The sequence below is a fragment of the Mangrovihabitans endophyticus genome (assembly GCF_014646155.1).
GTDB lineage: Bacteria > Actinomycetota > Actinomycetes > Mycobacteriales > Micromonosporaceae > Actinoplanes > Actinoplanes endophyticus.
This window is the reverse complement of record NZ_BMMX01000057.1, coordinates 1-13,554: the sequence shown is the minus strand read 5'-3', so window position 1 is coordinate 13,554 and position 13,554 is coordinate 1. Positions and strand designations below refer to the sequence as shown.

Below are 13,554 nucleotides of genomic sequence, written 5' to 3'. Positions count from 1 at the left end.
CGCCGCCCGCCGCCCGCCCCGCCCTTGCGCCGCCGCGGCGCCCCCCGCCCCGGCCCCGCGCCGCCCGCCTCCCCGGCCGCCCCACCGAGAGTCCGACATAACGGTACTTATCAACCGACCGCACGCAGTAACGCCAAGATCGGCGCAGTCAGTGCGACGATCTTGGAGTTACGGTGCCTGACTCGTGGCGGCATAACCGACTTGTCCGACCACTAAGTTCAAGATCGGCGTGAGCCTCGGCGCGGGGGCGGCGCGGGGGTGGCGCGGGGTGGCGCGGCGGTGGGGGGCGGGCGGGCCGGGGTGCGGGGGGGGTCAGTGTGCTGGGCAGCAGGGGGTCGGGTGCCTTGATTCGAAGGGCACCACCCGTCCACCCGCCGCCGGCGTCACCGTCAGTATCAGTCGGCCGTCTCGCCACTGTGGCCGTACGAAATCGTGGGTGTCCACTTCGGTGTCCGGCGACGCCGCGCCGCCACCCAGGATCTCCACGCCGTCGATGGCGCTGCACGCCAGCACCTCGGCCACGGTCAGTGTCCCGGTCAGCCGGTCCACGCCGGCGAAGATCACCGCACGCCCGCGCGGATCCGCCGTGGCCAGGCCGGCCGCCCGCGCGAGGTGTGGCGGCGACGTCACCCGGTGCGTGGTGGTCAGCGTGATCGCCACGTGCGGGAACGGCTCGCGCACCAGGTGCGTGCAGGCCGTTTGCGGCCGGGGGTCGAGGGACGCGATCCACTGGTCGGCCTCGGCGAGATCGCGGTGCCCGAGGCTGACCCCGAACGACGCTGGGCCGCTCACTTGGGGAGAACCCAGATCGGGTTAGTGTAGAACCACAGGTCACCCCACGGGTCCGCGTCGCCCACCACGTCCAGCGCGGGACCGTACGGGTCGATCGCCGCGCCCATCAGACCCGGCTGGGTGCGGTTGCCGTCGGTTCCGCGTACGCGCAGGTAGAACGGCTTGTCCAGGCGCCCGAGCGGATAGCTGACGGAGAGCGTCCGCGCCCCGGCGGCGACCTCGAACGAGGTGACCACCCGGGTGTCCGGGGCGGTGAAGGCGTCCTTGTCGGCGACCGGGCCGGTGACCGTTCCGACGATCACGTCGACGCGCTGGAGCACCGGCACGAACTGCCGCCAGTTCGGCGTGTCCTGCAGATCGATCCGCAGCACGAGTTCGGTCGCCACACCACGCTTGACGCGCAGCACCCCGCCGAGGGTGACACCCGAGCCGGAGTCGTTGCCGGCTACCCGGACCCGCGCGTCCACACCCTTGATCAACCGGCCGTGGTCCACCCAGATGCGACCGTCGCGCAGGCCATCCATCACGGCCTTGTACGAGAAGTTGCGCGCGCCGACATTGGTGCGGCCGTAGAAGCCGGGCCAGAAGTCGCCCGCGCCGGTGTTGACCACGCCCGTGTAGACCGGGTCGTTGTACTTGCCGTTCGCGTCGAAGTTGCTGCCCGGCCCCCGTTCGGACTGGTCCAGGTAGTTGACGTGACTGTCCGAGTTTACCGTGATCCACCACGCGCGGCCCTCGGCGAGCAGGCTGTCCCACAGGCCGCCGACGGTCGCGGTCATCCAGTCGAAGCCGCCCCAGGTGCGGTAGCTCTCCATCGGATATCCGGGGAACGACGCCGCGGACGGGTTGTTGTCGTAGTAGCCACGGGCGCCGCCGCGACCGTTGGGTGCCGGGATGCCGGCGGCCTGGTGACCCGGCGCGCCCTCCATGCCGATCGCCACGGTCGGGTCGGCGTCGCGCCAGTTGCGGATCTCGTGCGGCGAGTCGATGCCGCGCCGGGCCGGGTGGTTGGCCAGGAACAGGGCGCCCTCGACCTTGCGCGCGCGGACCTGCTCGCCGAGGAACTGGATGCCCGCGATGGCGGCGGCCTCGTTCTGCCCCTCGGTGTTGGTGCCCGGGAGCTGCGACCCGTCGTACGTCTGCTCGAACCGCTTCAGCACGTCGACCTCGTAGCGTCCCGGGTGCACGAACACGGTGGCATGCTCGGCGGCCGGGATGTTCCACTCCAGGCCCTGGAACGTCAGCAGGCCGGGCAGCTTGTCGCGGGTGGACAGGATGTCCGGGTTGACCTTCTCCACGCCGATCTTGGCGTGCGCGTTGCTGCCGTGGTCGGTGATGACCATCCAGTCCAAGCCGTACGCGTGGCCGTGCCGGGCCTGGTCGATCACCCGGTACTGGGCGTCCGAGCTGTATTGCGTGTGGATGTGGTGGTCGCCGGCGAGCCATTGGACATCTCCGGTCGCCGCGCCCGCGGCGGCCGGGCCGTGTGCGTGTGGCAGGCCGGCGGCCTCCGCGACGCCCGGATGGGCGAACACCGACGCGGCGGCGCCCGCGCCGAGCAGCCCGGCGCCGCGCAGGAAACCGCGCCGGGAGACGTCGGCCGGCGACAACTCGCCGTCCGGAATGCTCATATCGAGGGCGGGCGGCACGTCGCCGCTCGCGGGAAGGTCATGCGCGTGATGGTGGCCGTGACCCATCCGACTGCTCCTGAGGATCGGTGGTGTGGTGATGCCGTCAATCTCGCGGCGCACGACCAACGACAGGTGTCGATGACATGGCGGATGCGCGAACACGGCCGATCGGCTCAGCCCACGATGCCCCGGAACACGCCCACGCTGATGCTCGTCGCCAGCACCGCCGCGGCCAGCACCGCCGACGCCGCGACCAGGGCAGCATCCGAGCGCCGGAAGACCTGACGTCGCGCGTACGTGCGGGGGACGCCCGAGTCGAAGCCGCGTGCGTCCATCGCCACGGCCAGCCGCCCGCCTCGCCGCAACGCGCCCACCAGCAGAGCGAACGCGGTGGACGCGAACAGGCGCAGCCGCGCCGCGGGGTTGCGTCCGGCGTCCACCCCGCGGGCGCGGCGCGCCAGCGTGAGCATCTGCCATTCGTGTCCGAGCAGCGGCACCAGCCGGAACGCGGCGAGGGCGCCGATGGCGAAGCGGGCCGGCGCGCGCAGATTCTGCACCAGCGCGTCGGCCAGGTCCGTCGGGTCGGTGGTGGCGAACACCAGCACGCCGGGCAGCGCCACCGCGAAGATGCGCAACGCCAGCCCGAGGGCGCCGGTGAGCACCCCGGTGGTGACGTCGAACGGGCCCAGGGAGACCAGCAGGGCCCCGGTGCGGGACGCGGCGAACAGCACCATGGTGACGACGATGCCCAGCGCCGCCACGAGCAGCGGCCAGGCGCGGCGGGCCAGCGTGGCGTACCGCAGGCCGAAAGCCGGCGCCGCGGCGAGCTCGACCAGCAGGCCGAGCGCCGGGGTGAGCGGGTCCACGGTGGACAGCAGAGGCGCGGAGAAGGCGAGCGCGGCGGCCAGTTTGGCGACCGGGTTGCGGCGCGCCAGCGGGCCGGTGCCGCCGACGACCGGTTCCAGCATGAGCGTCACGGCGCGGCCAGCCGGCGTTCGCGGTCGGCGAGGCTTGCCACGAAGTCGACGTCATGGGTGACCGCCACCACCCCGTGTCCCTCGTCGCGCAGTTCGGCGAGCAGCGCGGCCAACTCGATCCAGGTGCGGCGGTCCTGGCCGAAGGTGGGTTCGTCGAGGATCAGCAGGTGCGGCGCGGTGGCCAGCGCGGTCGCCACGCTCAGCCGGCGGGCCTCCCCGCCGGACAGCGTGTACGGGTTGGCGCCGGCCAGCGCGCCCAGCCGCAGCCGGTCGAGCAGGTGCGTCACGACGGTGTCGATCTGCGCGGGGGACCGGCCCAGGCGACGCGGCCCGACGGCCAGTTCGTCGGCGACGCGGGTGGTGACGAACTGGTGCTCCGGGTTCTGGAACACCGACCCGATGCGTGCGGTGAGGGTGGCCGCGCGCCAGCGATGCGGCTGGCCGCCCGGGTGTGCCTCGACGCGGCCGGACGTGGGCGCGAGCAGCCCGCCGAGCAGTAGCGCGAGGGTGGACTTGCCGACGCCGTTCGGTCCGGTGATCGCCAGCACCTCACCGGCGTACGCGGACAGATCCACCGGCGCCAGCCGGTCCCGGACCGCGGCGCCGTCCGCGCGCACCAGGGCGTCCGCGCGCACCGAAGGGGCGGCGGGTGTGCGGTGCGCGGGCAGCGGCCTGCCCGGCACCCACACGCCCTCGTCGGCGAGCCGGTCGCCGTGCTCGGCGAACACCGCCTCCGGCGGCCCGTCCGCGCGGATGCCGCCGCCCGGCTCCAGCACCACCACGCGGTCCACCAACGGCAGCGCGTCCGCCACCCGGTGTTCCACGACGATCATTGTGGTGTCCGGATCGCGGGCGCCCGCGATGGCGTCACGCACCAGGCGGGCGCCGGGCGGATCCAGGTTCGCCGTCGGCTCGTCCAGCAGCAGCAGGCCGGGGCGCAACGCCAGCACACCGGCCAGCGCCAGGCGTTGTTGCTCGCCGCCGGACAGTGCCGCGGTGGGCCGGTCCCGGGGATAGCGGAAGCCGACCCGGTGCAGCGCCTCGTCCACCCGCGGCCAGATCCGCTCCGCGGGCACCGCGCGGTTCTCCAGGCCGAACGCCACATCGTCGCCGCTGCGGGCCATCACCAACTGCGTCTGCGGGTCCTGGAAGACCAGGCCGACGCGTTCCCGGGCCTTGCGCGGATCCAGGCCGTCGATCTGCACCTCACCGGCGGCCTCGCCGGAATCCTCCGGCAGCAGCCCGGCCAGCGCCGCCAGCAGGGTGCTCTTGCCGGCCCCGGACGGGCCCAGCAACAGCACCCGCTCCCCGTGCGCGATGCGCAGATCGACACCGCGCACCGCCCAGGCGCGGCGACCCGCGTGCCGCCACGCGAAGCCGCGCAGCACGACCTCGGACACGGCGTCAGACCGCGGGTCGCTCGCGCCCGGCCGCGAACCGGTCCAGCACGCCGGTCTGTGCCAGCGCCCGGGTCAGCGCGACGCTGCCAAATCCGGCGATGACCAGCGACGACGCGGCGGTGATCAGGATGTACGGCACGCGCATCGTGGTCCAGGAGTAATCCGGATACCACACCACGGCGTCGTAGACCGAGGCGACCACGCCGGCCAGGGCGGCGGCCAGCAGCGCCACCGGCATCCGGTAGACGCGGTATCCGAACGCCGCGAACGCCAGTTCCGCGCCGAGGGCCTCCAATGGGCCCTGCAGCACCAGCGTCCAGCCCCAGGCCGTGCCGAGGACCACGGACACCAGCGCGGCGAGCGTGAGGGTGTAGAGCGCGGCTCCCGGCTTGCGCACGATCAGCGCGCCGAGCACCGCGGGCACCAGCCACATGCCGTAGATGACGGCCCGGCCGGGCAGCGGGATGGCCTCCGCGGGCCCTCTCCAGAGCACGCCCCAGGCCCAGAAGACGACGCCGAATGCGACCGCGACCACGGACGCGACGACGATGTCGATGGTGCGCCAACGATTGTTCATGGCTGCCTCCCAGCTCATACCGGGAGGAGACGCACGCCGCGCCCGACGGCGTCGGCGGATGCGGCGCGGCTGGAGACGACCGAGCTCCCTGCGCTGGCATTACCCAGATCAGGTACGAGGGTCTGCGGTGTCACCCGCACTCTCAGCGCTGTGCGCTCCCCTGTCGGATTGCATTACTTTCACAAGAAGCTAACACCGCCGGAGGGTCCGGCACAGGCCCAGAGCAGCGAGGGAGTCGTCACATGGAGATCAAGGCCCGCGGGTACGTGTTCGACGTGGTCGAGGGCGGTCCGGCCGACGGGACGCCGGTGCTCCTGCTGCACGGTTTCCCGCAGGACGCTCGCGAGTTCGAGTTGCTGGCGCCCCGGCTGCACGCGGCCGGTCTGCGCACGTACGCGCTGAACCAGCGTGGCTACTCGCCCGGCGCGCGGCCCACGGCGGTGCGCGAATACCTGCTGACCGAGCCGGCCGCCGACGCGATCGCCGTGCTGGACGCCCTGGACATCGAGTCGGCGCACGTGATCGGGCATGACTGGGGCGCGCAGGTGGGCTGGCTGCTGGCCGCGAACCACCCGGGGCGGGTGCGCACGCTGACCGCCGTGTCGGTGCCGCATCCCCGCGCGTTGCGGATGGCGTTGCGGGTGCGGCCCTCGCAGCGTGCCCGGTTCGCCTACATGGCGCTGTTCCGGTCCCCGATCGGCGAGCGTGCGCTGCTGGCCGGCGGCGGCGCGATGCTGCGGGCTCTGCTGCGCCCGCTCGGCGACCGCGCCGACCTGTATGTGCGCTCGATGCGCGACGAGCCGGGCCGGCTGACCGGGGCGTTGAACTGGTACCGGGCGCTGGCCGGCGAGCAACTGGCTGGCGTCGGCACGGTCACCGTGCCGACCACATACGTGTGGAGCGACCGGGACCCGGTGGTGGGCCGTCTGGCGGCGCTGCGCACCGGCGACTGGGTGGACGCGGACTATCAACTGGTGGCCTTGCGCGGGGTGAGCCACTGGGTGCCCGAGCAGGCGCCGACGGCGCTGGCCGAGGCTGCGCTGCGGCGCATCCAGGGCTGAGCCGTGTGCCGCCGGAGAAGGTCCGGATCCGCGACCAGACGCGGAAGCAGCGGTGGGAGGGTCAGCGACGACGACCGTGCGGCCGCAGCCCGAGGTCTTTGAGTTCCAGGGTGGCCAGCGCGTCCACCGCGGCCGCGTCACCGGCCCGCCAGCTCTGCGCGATGTCCGGCCCGAGCGCGGCGAGCTGGTCCAGCGGACGGCTGGCCAGCGCCCGCAGCGCCAGCAGGTCGCGGCCGGCCGGCTGGTCGCGCACCGACCGGGCCACCCCGGCCCGGCGCATCCAGCGCAGGCGCAGCGGCAGCCAACCGAACAGCACCAGCGCCAGCGGGACCGCGACCACGGCCAGCGCGACGATCAGTGCCAGGTCGCCGACGATCTCGGTCTGCTCGCGTCCCGCGTCGGCCAGCGAGCGCGCCGCGTCCGCGGCGCCGGCGAACGGTTTGGTCAGTTCGCCGCCGACCAGCGGCACCCGGCCCACCTTGCCGCCCGCCTCGCTCAGGTTGTCCGCGATGCCGTTGCCGGCGCCCTGCAGCTTCTCGCCCGGCACGCCGAGCTTGAGCACCATGTCGTGCACCCAGAGCCCGGCCCGGACCCAGAGATAGACCCACACCACCACGATGGCGTCGGTGAGAAGCTGGCGGATCGCGACGGGCAGCCGGTCGGCGTAGAGGTTCACGCGCGACAGCGTCTCACTGCCCGCCGGTGTCGCGCATCTGCTCGCCCGCCGCGCATCGCGGACACGTCCCGAAGATCTCCACGGTGTGCGACACCTCCACGAACCCGTGCTGGGCCGCCACCCGGTCGGCCCAGGCCTCCACCGCCGGGCCGGCCACCTCGACGGCCTGCCCGCAGGTGCGGCACACCAGGTGATGGTGGTGGCCCTGGCTGCACCGGCGGTACAGCGCCTCGCCGCCGGGCGGCCGCATCACGTCGATCTCGCCGGCGTCGGCCAGCCCCTGCAACGTGCGGTAGACGGTGGTCAGCCCGACCCGCTCGCCCCGCTCCCGCAGGATCGCGTGCAGGTCCTGTGCACTGTGGAACCCGTCGACCTCGCTGAGCACCGCGTGCACCGCCGCGCGCTGACGCGTGCTGCGCAGCCCGCCGCCCGGCTCCGGCGTCACAAGACCTCCCTGGCGTGGCTGACCGCGTCCGCCACGATGTGCGCGACGTGCTCGTCCACCAGCGAGTATCCGATCTCCCGCCCACGCCGCGCGCCGCGCACCACCCCGGCGCCGCGCAGCACCCGCAGATGCTGCGACACCAGGGGCTGCGGGGCGCCGAGCTTCTCCACCAGCTCGTGCACGCACCGCTCGCCGGTGCCCAGCTCGGCCACGATGGCGACACGGATCGGCGCGGACAGGGCACGCAACAGCTCGCCCGCGGCCTCGTAACCTTCATATCCGCTCGTCATCGCGGTCACCGTACCGCTCGGGAATGCTCAGCCATGCAACACCACATCCGGTGGTTCCGGCGATGCCAGGCCGGCCGGTTCCGCATTGCGCGTACGCCGGGTGCGCGCGCCGGTCAGCCGCCATGCCGCCGCGCCGGCGGTGAGCCCGACGAACACCACCAGCGCCAGGATCACGATGGTGGCGCCGGGCGCGGTGTCCAGTTCCGCGGAGGCCACCACCCCTGCGGCGGCCGAGACCAAGCCGATCAGCATGGCCGCGGTCATGGTGGTGCGAAAGCCGCGGGTGATCTGCTGCGCCGCCGCCACCGGCACCACCATCAGCGCGCTCACCAGCAACAACCCGACGGTGCGCATGGCGATCGTGACGGTCACCGCGGTGGTCACGGCGAGCAGCAGATTGAGCGTACGCACGGGCAGTCCGGAGACCCGCGCGTACTCCTCGTCGTTGCAGACCGCGAACAGTGCCGGGCGCAGCAGCAGCATCGCGGCCAGCACCGCCGCGCCGAGCACCGAGATCACCACGATGTCGGCGTCCGACGTGGTGGTCAGCGAGCCGAACAGGTACTGGATCAGGCTCGCGTTGCTGCTGCCGTGGGAGAGGCCGACAAGCACCACGCCGCCGGCGATGCCGCCGTAGAACAACATCGCCAGCGCCAGGTCGCCGGAGGTGCGCCCGCGCTCGCGGACCAGCTCCACGCCGACCGCGCCGGCCGCCGCGACGATCACCGCGGTGATCACCGGCGAGCGTTCCAGCAGCAGCCCCACCCCGACACCGGTGAGCGCCACGTGGCCGATGCCGTCGCCGATCAGCGACAGGCGGCGCTGCACCAGATAGGTGCCCAGGGCCGGGGCGGCCAGTCCGATGATCAGGGCGCCGGTCAGCGCGCGCAGCATGAACGCGTATTCGAAGAGGTCCATCAGAAGGTCCGTGTCCGCTCGGAGGGTGCCCAGTCGCAGATGCCCTGCCGTTCCGGCATGGCATGCGGGTGCACGTGGTCGTGGCCGGGACCGGCGTGGTGCCCGGCAGGCTGCGGGATCGGCCCGTCGTGCGCGATCCGCCCGCCGTGCACCACGACCGCGCGATCGATGAGCGGTTCCAGCGGTCCGAGCTCGTGCGCGACGAGCACGACGGTGCCGCCGCGCTGCCGGAACCGGTGCAGCGTCTCGGCGAACGCCTGCTGGCTGTCCGCGTCCACGCCCGCCGTCGGCTCGTCCAGGATCAGCAGGTCGGGCTCGCCGGCCAGGGCGCGGGCGATGAGCGTGCGCTGCTGCTGGCCGCCGGAAAGGGTGCTCACCGGGTCGCCGGCCCGGTCGGCCAGGCCGACGTCGTGCAGCGCGTCGCGCACCGCGTCCCGGTCGGCGCGCCGGGGGAGACGGAGTACGCCGCGCCGGGCCAGCCGGCCGGAGGCGACCACTTCGCCGACCGTCGCGGGCACGCCGCTGCCCGCGCCGATGCGTTGCGGCACATAACCGACGCGGGCCCACTGCCGGAACCGGCGTTGCGCGACGCCGAACAGCTCGATCTCGCCGCTCTGGGCGGGGACCAGCCCGAGCACCGTACGCACCAGGGTGGACTTGCCGGATCCGTTGGCGCCCAGGATGGCGACCATCTCCCCGGGGTCCACCCGGAGCGAGACGTCATGCAGCACGGTGCGCCCGCCGTACGCGACCGCCACGTGTCTCACCGTCAGCACCGTCATCTCGTACACCCCAGAGCCTGGGTCAGCGAGGCCAGGTTGGCCCGCATGACCGTGAAGTAGTCGCCGTCGCCCGCGGGCTGTCCCTCCAGCGGGTCCAGCACCGCGGTCCGTGCGCCGATCTCGTCGGCGATGGTCTGTGCCACCTTGGGACTCACCAACGTCTCGAAGAAGATGGTGGTGGCGCCGGTGTCCCGGGCCTGCTGCGCCACCTCCGCCAGCCGCCGCGGGGCCGGTTCCGCCTCGGGCGTGACGCCGGTGATCCCGATCTCGGTGAGGCGGTAGCGCCGCGCGAGGTAGTTGAACGCGGTGTGGCTTGTCACGATCTCCCGGCGGGCGCAGGTCTGCAGCCGGCCGGCGTAGTCCGCGTGCAGCCGGTCGAGGTCGGTGCCCAGCGCGGCGGCGCGGGCCGTGTAGTCCGTCGCGTGTGCCGGGTCCGCGTGGGCGAGCCGCTCGCCGAGGTGGGCGGCGATCTGCGCGTACCGGACCGGGTCCAGCCAGACGTGCGGGTCGAGCCCGCCGTACGCCTCGGCGTGCTCGTCGCCGGGCAGATGCGGATCGTGTGCGTCCAGCGGCAGCAGGTCGACCACCGTGCCGACGTCGAACGCCCGGTCCGCCGCCTCCTGCTCGACCGCCTGGTCGACGGCGGGCTGGAAGCCCTTCAGATAGACCACCAGACCCGCGTCCACGATGTCGCCGACCTGGCGCGGGTTCAGCTCGATGTCGTGCGGTTCGGCGCCCGGCTTGGTGAGTTCGGTGACCGTCACCGCAGGCCCGCCGATCCGCCGCGCCAGGTATTCCAGCGGGTAGAACGCGGTGACCACGCGTAACGGGCCGTCGCCGCCACCGCGTGCCGGGGCCGTGGCGGCGCAGCCGGCCACGGTCAGCAGGGTGAGCAGCGCGGCCGTCAGGGCCGCCATGGTGCGGGGCATACGTCAACTGTGCGCGCTAATGACAATGATTGTCAAAAGCGCATGAGTCGGCTCTTGCCCCGCTTACAGGGTCTTGGCCAGCACCGCGGCGAAGAGCACCGTGAGCAGCACCAGGCGCACCACGCGCACCGCCGGCCGCTGCACCGGCCATGTGGTGAACGTCAGCGCGGCCAGCGCCAGGCCCAGCACGCACAGCAGCGCCGCCCCGACCACGCCGGGCAGGAACAACCCGAGCAGCAACACCACCACCGCCACCACGAACGCGGTCGTGGGATTGATCCGGGCCAGCCGGCGTAACAGGTTGTCGGACGGGGTCACGGTGATCCTCTCCGGTGTGCGTAGGCTCATCGCCATGCTGGTGCTCAACCGTTTCGTCGTCTCCCCGGACGGCCAGGACGAGTTCGTCGACCAGGCGCACGCGGCGCTCGCCGTGCTGGCGCAGCGGCCGGGCTATCACTCCGGCCGCCTCGTCCGCGCCCTCGAGGACACCGCCTCGTGGACCCTGGTGACCGAATGGGAGTCCGTCGGAGCGTACCGGCGCGCGCTGGGCGCTTTCGACGTCAAGCTGCATGCCACCGCGCTGCTCGCTCGTTCGGTGGACGAGCCGTCGGCCTTCGAGACGCTGGCGAGCGCCGCGCCCGGCGGCCCGGTGACGACCGCCGTCAGCGACCGGGCCGCCGAGCCGGGGCGCTGAGCCGTAGGCTGGGCGGCATGACTCAGGACGCCGGTTCGCCGCCGCCGCACGTCCCGTCCGAGCCGGCCACCGCATGGGAGGCGCCGCCTGCTCCGGGGCCGCCGCCGGTGCCCGAGCCGCCGCCCGGTCCGGGAGTCGCCCCGCCGTTCCCGGCACCGCCGATCGAGGGGCGGGGTCTGCGTCTGGGGCTCGGGTTCGGCATCGGTGCGCTTGTCGTGCTGCTGTTCTGCGGCGGTGGGTCGGCTGCCGCCGTGGGCGTCGGGGTGGTGGCCACCCGCGCGCTCAACGAGCAGGCACACGTGGTGGTCGGCGACTACCTGGACGACGTGAAGGCGCGGCGCTACGGCGCGGCGTACGACTCGCTGTGCAGCGCCGCCAAGCAGGCGCAGTCACGGGCGGAGTTCGTCCGCCAGGCGCAGTCGCAAGCGCGGCACATCACCGACTACCACGTCGGCGACGTGGACCTCACCAGCAACGATCTGTCGGTTCCGGTCGATGTCACGTACCAGAACGGCGCGTCCGAACGCCTGGACGTCTCGCTGGAGCAGAACCAGAAGACCGGCGAGTTCCAGGTCTGTTCCGTCAGGTAGTACTGTCCTGAAAGAGTTTTGTCCCGTTAGTCTCGCGTCCCCGCCGGCATCCAGCCGTGCGTAGGAGGAACATTGCCCGCCGACCGCATCGACGCCGTCGTCAGCCTGGCCAAGCGCCGGGGATTCGTCTTCCCCTCCAGTGAGATCTACGGAGGCACCCGTTCGGCGTGGGACTACGGGCCCCTCGGCGTGGAGCTCAAGGAGAACGTCCGCCGCCAATGGTGGCGCACGATGGTGCAGCAGCGAGACGACATCGTCGGGCTCGACTCCGCCGTCATCCTCGCCCGCGAGGTGTGGGCCGCCTCCGGTCACCTGGAGGCGTTCGTCGATCCGCTGACCGAGTGCCAGTCCTGCCACAAGCGGTTCCGCGCCGACCATCTGGAAGAGGCGTACGAGGCCAAGCACGGCGCACCGCCGACCTCGCTGCAGGAGATGAACTGCCCGAACTGCGGCAACAAGGGCACCTTCACCGAGCCGAAGATGTTCAACGGCCTGATGAAGACCTACCTCGGTCCCACCGAGACCGCCGAAGGGCTGCACTACCTGCGGCCCGAGACGGCGCAGGGCATCTTCGTCAACTACAACAACGTGGCCACCACGGCTCGGAAGAAGCCGCCGTTCGGCATCGCCCAGGTCGGCAAGAGCTTCCGCAACGAGATCACCCCGGGCAACTTCATCTTCCGTACGCGGGAGTTCGAGCAGATGGAGATGGAGTTCTTCGTCCAGCCCGGAACGGATGAGAAGTGGCATGACTACTGGCTCTCCGAGCGCTGGAACTGGTACCGCGACCTCGGCCTGTCCGAGGACAATCTGCGCTTCTTCGAGCACCCCAAGGAGAAGCTCTCGCACTACTCCAAGCGGACCGTGGACATCGAATACCGCTTCCAGTTCGGCGGCACGGAGTTCAGCGAGCTGGAAGGCGTCGCCAACCGCACCGACTTCGACCTGAGCACGCACTCCAAGCACTCCGGAGTGGATCTGTCCTACTTCGACCAGGAGAAGGGTGAGCGCTGGGTGCCGTACGTGATCGAGCCGGCGGCCGGACTCACCCGCGCGGTGCTGGCCTTCCTGCTGGAGGCGTACGACGAGGACGAGGCCCCGAACACCAAGGGCGGCGTGGACAAGCGCACGGTCATGCGGTTCGATCCGCGGCTGGCCCCGGTCAAGGCGGCGGTGTTGCCACTGTCGCGCAACCCGGAGCTGTCCCCGAAGGCCCGCGAGTTGTCGGCGACGCTGCGCAAACGGTGGGCGGTGGAATTCGACGACTCGCAGGCGATCGGTCGCCGTTACCGTCGGCAGGACGAGATCGGTACGCCGTTCTGCATCACCGTGGACTTCGACACGTTGCAGGACAACGCCGTGACGGTCCGCGACCGGGACACGATGAAGCAGGAGCGGGTTTCCCTGGACCAGATCGAGGACTACTTGATCAAGCGCCTCCCCGGCTGCTGACCCACCCCCACCCCGCCCCCAACCCCGCCCCGCCCAGGCCGGGTCCCCGCTCCACCCCGCCGCCCCCTTGCTGCCGTCGATCTTGGAGTTTGTGGTCCGACAAGCCGGTCATGTCGCCCCCAATCGGGCACAGCTTTGTCAAGATCGACGCGCCTCCCCGCCTCCCCGCCTCCCCGCCTCCCCGCCTCCCCGCCTCCCCGCCTCCCCGCCGCCCCGCCGGTGCCCCGCCGCTCCGCCGGTGCCCCGCCGCCGCCCCGCCGCCCCGTCGACGCTTCTATAGGTGGGCCGGTTCCGGGAGGGATTGGTATCGGTAGGTTCGTCGTTGGTGATCTGCGAGTGA

Annotated in this window: 16 protein-coding genes and 1 riboswitch; of the genes, 4 read left to right on the top strand and 12 right to left on the bottom strand. The window is 72.3% G+C overall.

The annotated features are described in order from the left end of the window. Positions 1-312: 312 nt before the first annotated feature. From IEY73_RS30050 to IEY73_RS30030, 5 genes are all read right to left on the bottom strand, one after another. Complete coding sequence (locus IEY73_RS30050; RefSeq protein WP_229716296.1) at positions 313-792, bottom strand: hypothetical protein; 480 nt, start codon at positions 790-792, stop codon at positions 313-315. Further along, entirely contained in the window at positions 789-2,489 is a 1,701-nt protein-coding gene (locus IEY73_RS30045; protein ID WP_189082721.1) for a twin-arginine translocation signal domain-containing protein, read from the bottom strand. The genes IEY73_RS30050 and IEY73_RS30045 overlap by 4 nt, the downstream gene beginning before the upstream one ends. Before the next feature lie 107 nt (positions 2,490-2,596). Next, entirely contained in the window at positions 2,597-3,391 is a 795-nt protein-coding gene (locus tag IEY73_RS30040) for an energy-coupling factor transporter transmembrane component T family protein (protein WP_189082720.1), read from the bottom strand. A gap of 5 nt (positions 3,392-3,396) precedes the next feature. Continuing rightward, a complete protein-coding gene (locus tag IEY73_RS30035) occupies positions 3,397-4,800 on the bottom strand; it encodes an ABC transporter ATP-binding protein (protein ID WP_189082719.1) in 1,404 nt (467 codons plus the stop codon). 4 nt (positions 4,801-4,804) lie between these two features. Then, positions 4,805-5,395, bottom strand: coding sequence for an ECF transporter S component (locus tag IEY73_RS30030; protein ID WP_373292910.1), 591 nt, complete (start codon positions 5,393-5,395; stop codon positions 4,805-4,807). Between the two features lie 49 nt (positions 5,396-5,444). Next, positions 5,445-5,549, bottom strand: a riboswitch (TPP riboswitch). Between the two features lie 70 nt (positions 5,550-5,619). Between IEY73_RS30030 and IEY73_RS30025 the strand changes: the two genes are divergently transcribed. Continuing rightward, complete coding sequence (locus IEY73_RS30025; RefSeq protein WP_189082717.1) at positions 5,620-6,438, top strand: alpha/beta fold hydrolase; 819 nt, start codon at positions 5,620-5,622, stop codon at positions 6,436-6,438. 61 nt (positions 6,439-6,499) lie between these two features. On the opposite strand, the gene IEY73_RS30020 is transcribed toward IEY73_RS30025, so the two are convergent. The 7 genes from IEY73_RS30020 to IEY73_RS29990 all read right to left on the bottom strand — a co-directional run bounded on the left by IEY73_RS30020 (position 6,500) and on the right by IEY73_RS29990 (position 10,796). Beyond that, the gene (locus IEY73_RS30020; RefSeq protein WP_189082716.1) at positions 6,500-7,114 is read right to left on the bottom strand and encodes a hypothetical protein; all 615 of its coding nucleotides are present in this window, start codon (positions 7,112-7,114) and stop codon (positions 6,500-6,502) included. A gap of 13 nt (positions 7,115-7,127) precedes the next feature. Then, positions 7,128-7,559 (bottom strand): Fur family transcriptional regulator, encoded by a 432-nt coding sequence (locus IEY73_RS30015; protein ID WP_189082715.1) that lies wholly within the window; start codon positions 7,557-7,559, stop codon positions 7,128-7,130. After that, positions 7,556-7,849, bottom strand: coding sequence for an ArsR/SmtB family transcription factor (locus IEY73_RS30010; protein WP_189082714.1), 294 nt, complete (start codon positions 7,847-7,849; stop codon positions 7,556-7,558). The genes IEY73_RS30015 and IEY73_RS30010 overlap by 4 nt, the downstream gene beginning before the upstream one ends. Before the next feature lie 27 nt (positions 7,850-7,876). Continuing rightward, positions 7,877-8,767 (bottom strand): metal ABC transporter permease, encoded by an 891-nt coding sequence (locus tag IEY73_RS30005; RefSeq protein ID WP_189082713.1) that lies wholly within the window; start codon positions 8,765-8,767, stop codon positions 7,877-7,879. Beyond that, positions 8,767-9,549: a metal ABC transporter ATP-binding protein gene (locus IEY73_RS30000; RefSeq protein ID WP_189082712.1), complete on the bottom strand. Its 783-nt coding sequence runs from the start codon at positions 9,547-9,549 to the stop codon at positions 8,767-8,769. The genes IEY73_RS30005 and IEY73_RS30000 overlap by 1 nt, the downstream gene beginning before the upstream one ends. Further along, the gene (locus tag IEY73_RS29995; RefSeq protein ID WP_189082711.1) at positions 9,546-10,478 is read right to left on the bottom strand and encodes a metal ABC transporter substrate-binding protein; all 933 of its coding nucleotides are present in this window, start codon (positions 10,476-10,478) and stop codon (positions 9,546-9,548) included. Before IEY73_RS29995 ends, IEY73_RS30000 begins: the two co-directional genes overlap by 4 nt. A 63-nt stretch (positions 10,479-10,541) precedes the next feature. Next, positions 10,542-10,796: a hypothetical protein gene (locus tag IEY73_RS29990; RefSeq protein ID WP_373292909.1), complete on the bottom strand. Its 255-nt coding sequence runs from the start codon at positions 10,794-10,796 to the stop codon at positions 10,542-10,544. Between the two features lie 34 nt (positions 10,797-10,830). Between IEY73_RS29990 and IEY73_RS29985 the strand changes: the two genes are divergently transcribed. The 3 genes from IEY73_RS29985 (at position 10,831) to IEY73_RS29975 (ending at position 13,214) form a co-directional block, all read left to right on the top strand. Beyond that, positions 10,831-11,172, top strand: a complete 342-nt coding sequence (locus IEY73_RS29985) for an antibiotic biosynthesis monooxygenase family protein (protein ID WP_189082736.1) — start codon at positions 10,831-10,833, stop codon at positions 11,170-11,172. A gap of 107 nt (positions 11,173-11,279) precedes the next feature. Beyond that, a complete protein-coding gene (locus tag IEY73_RS29980) occupies positions 11,280-11,762 on the top strand; it encodes an Rv0361 family membrane protein (protein ID WP_189082735.1) in 483 nt (160 codons plus the stop codon). 72 nt (positions 11,763-11,834) lie between these two features. Then, the gene (locus IEY73_RS29975) at positions 11,835-13,214 is read left to right on the top strand and encodes a glycine--tRNA ligase (RefSeq protein ID WP_189082709.1); all 1,380 of its coding nucleotides are present in this window, start codon (positions 11,835-11,837) and stop codon (positions 13,212-13,214) included. Positions 13,215-13,554 lie beyond the last annotated feature (340 nt).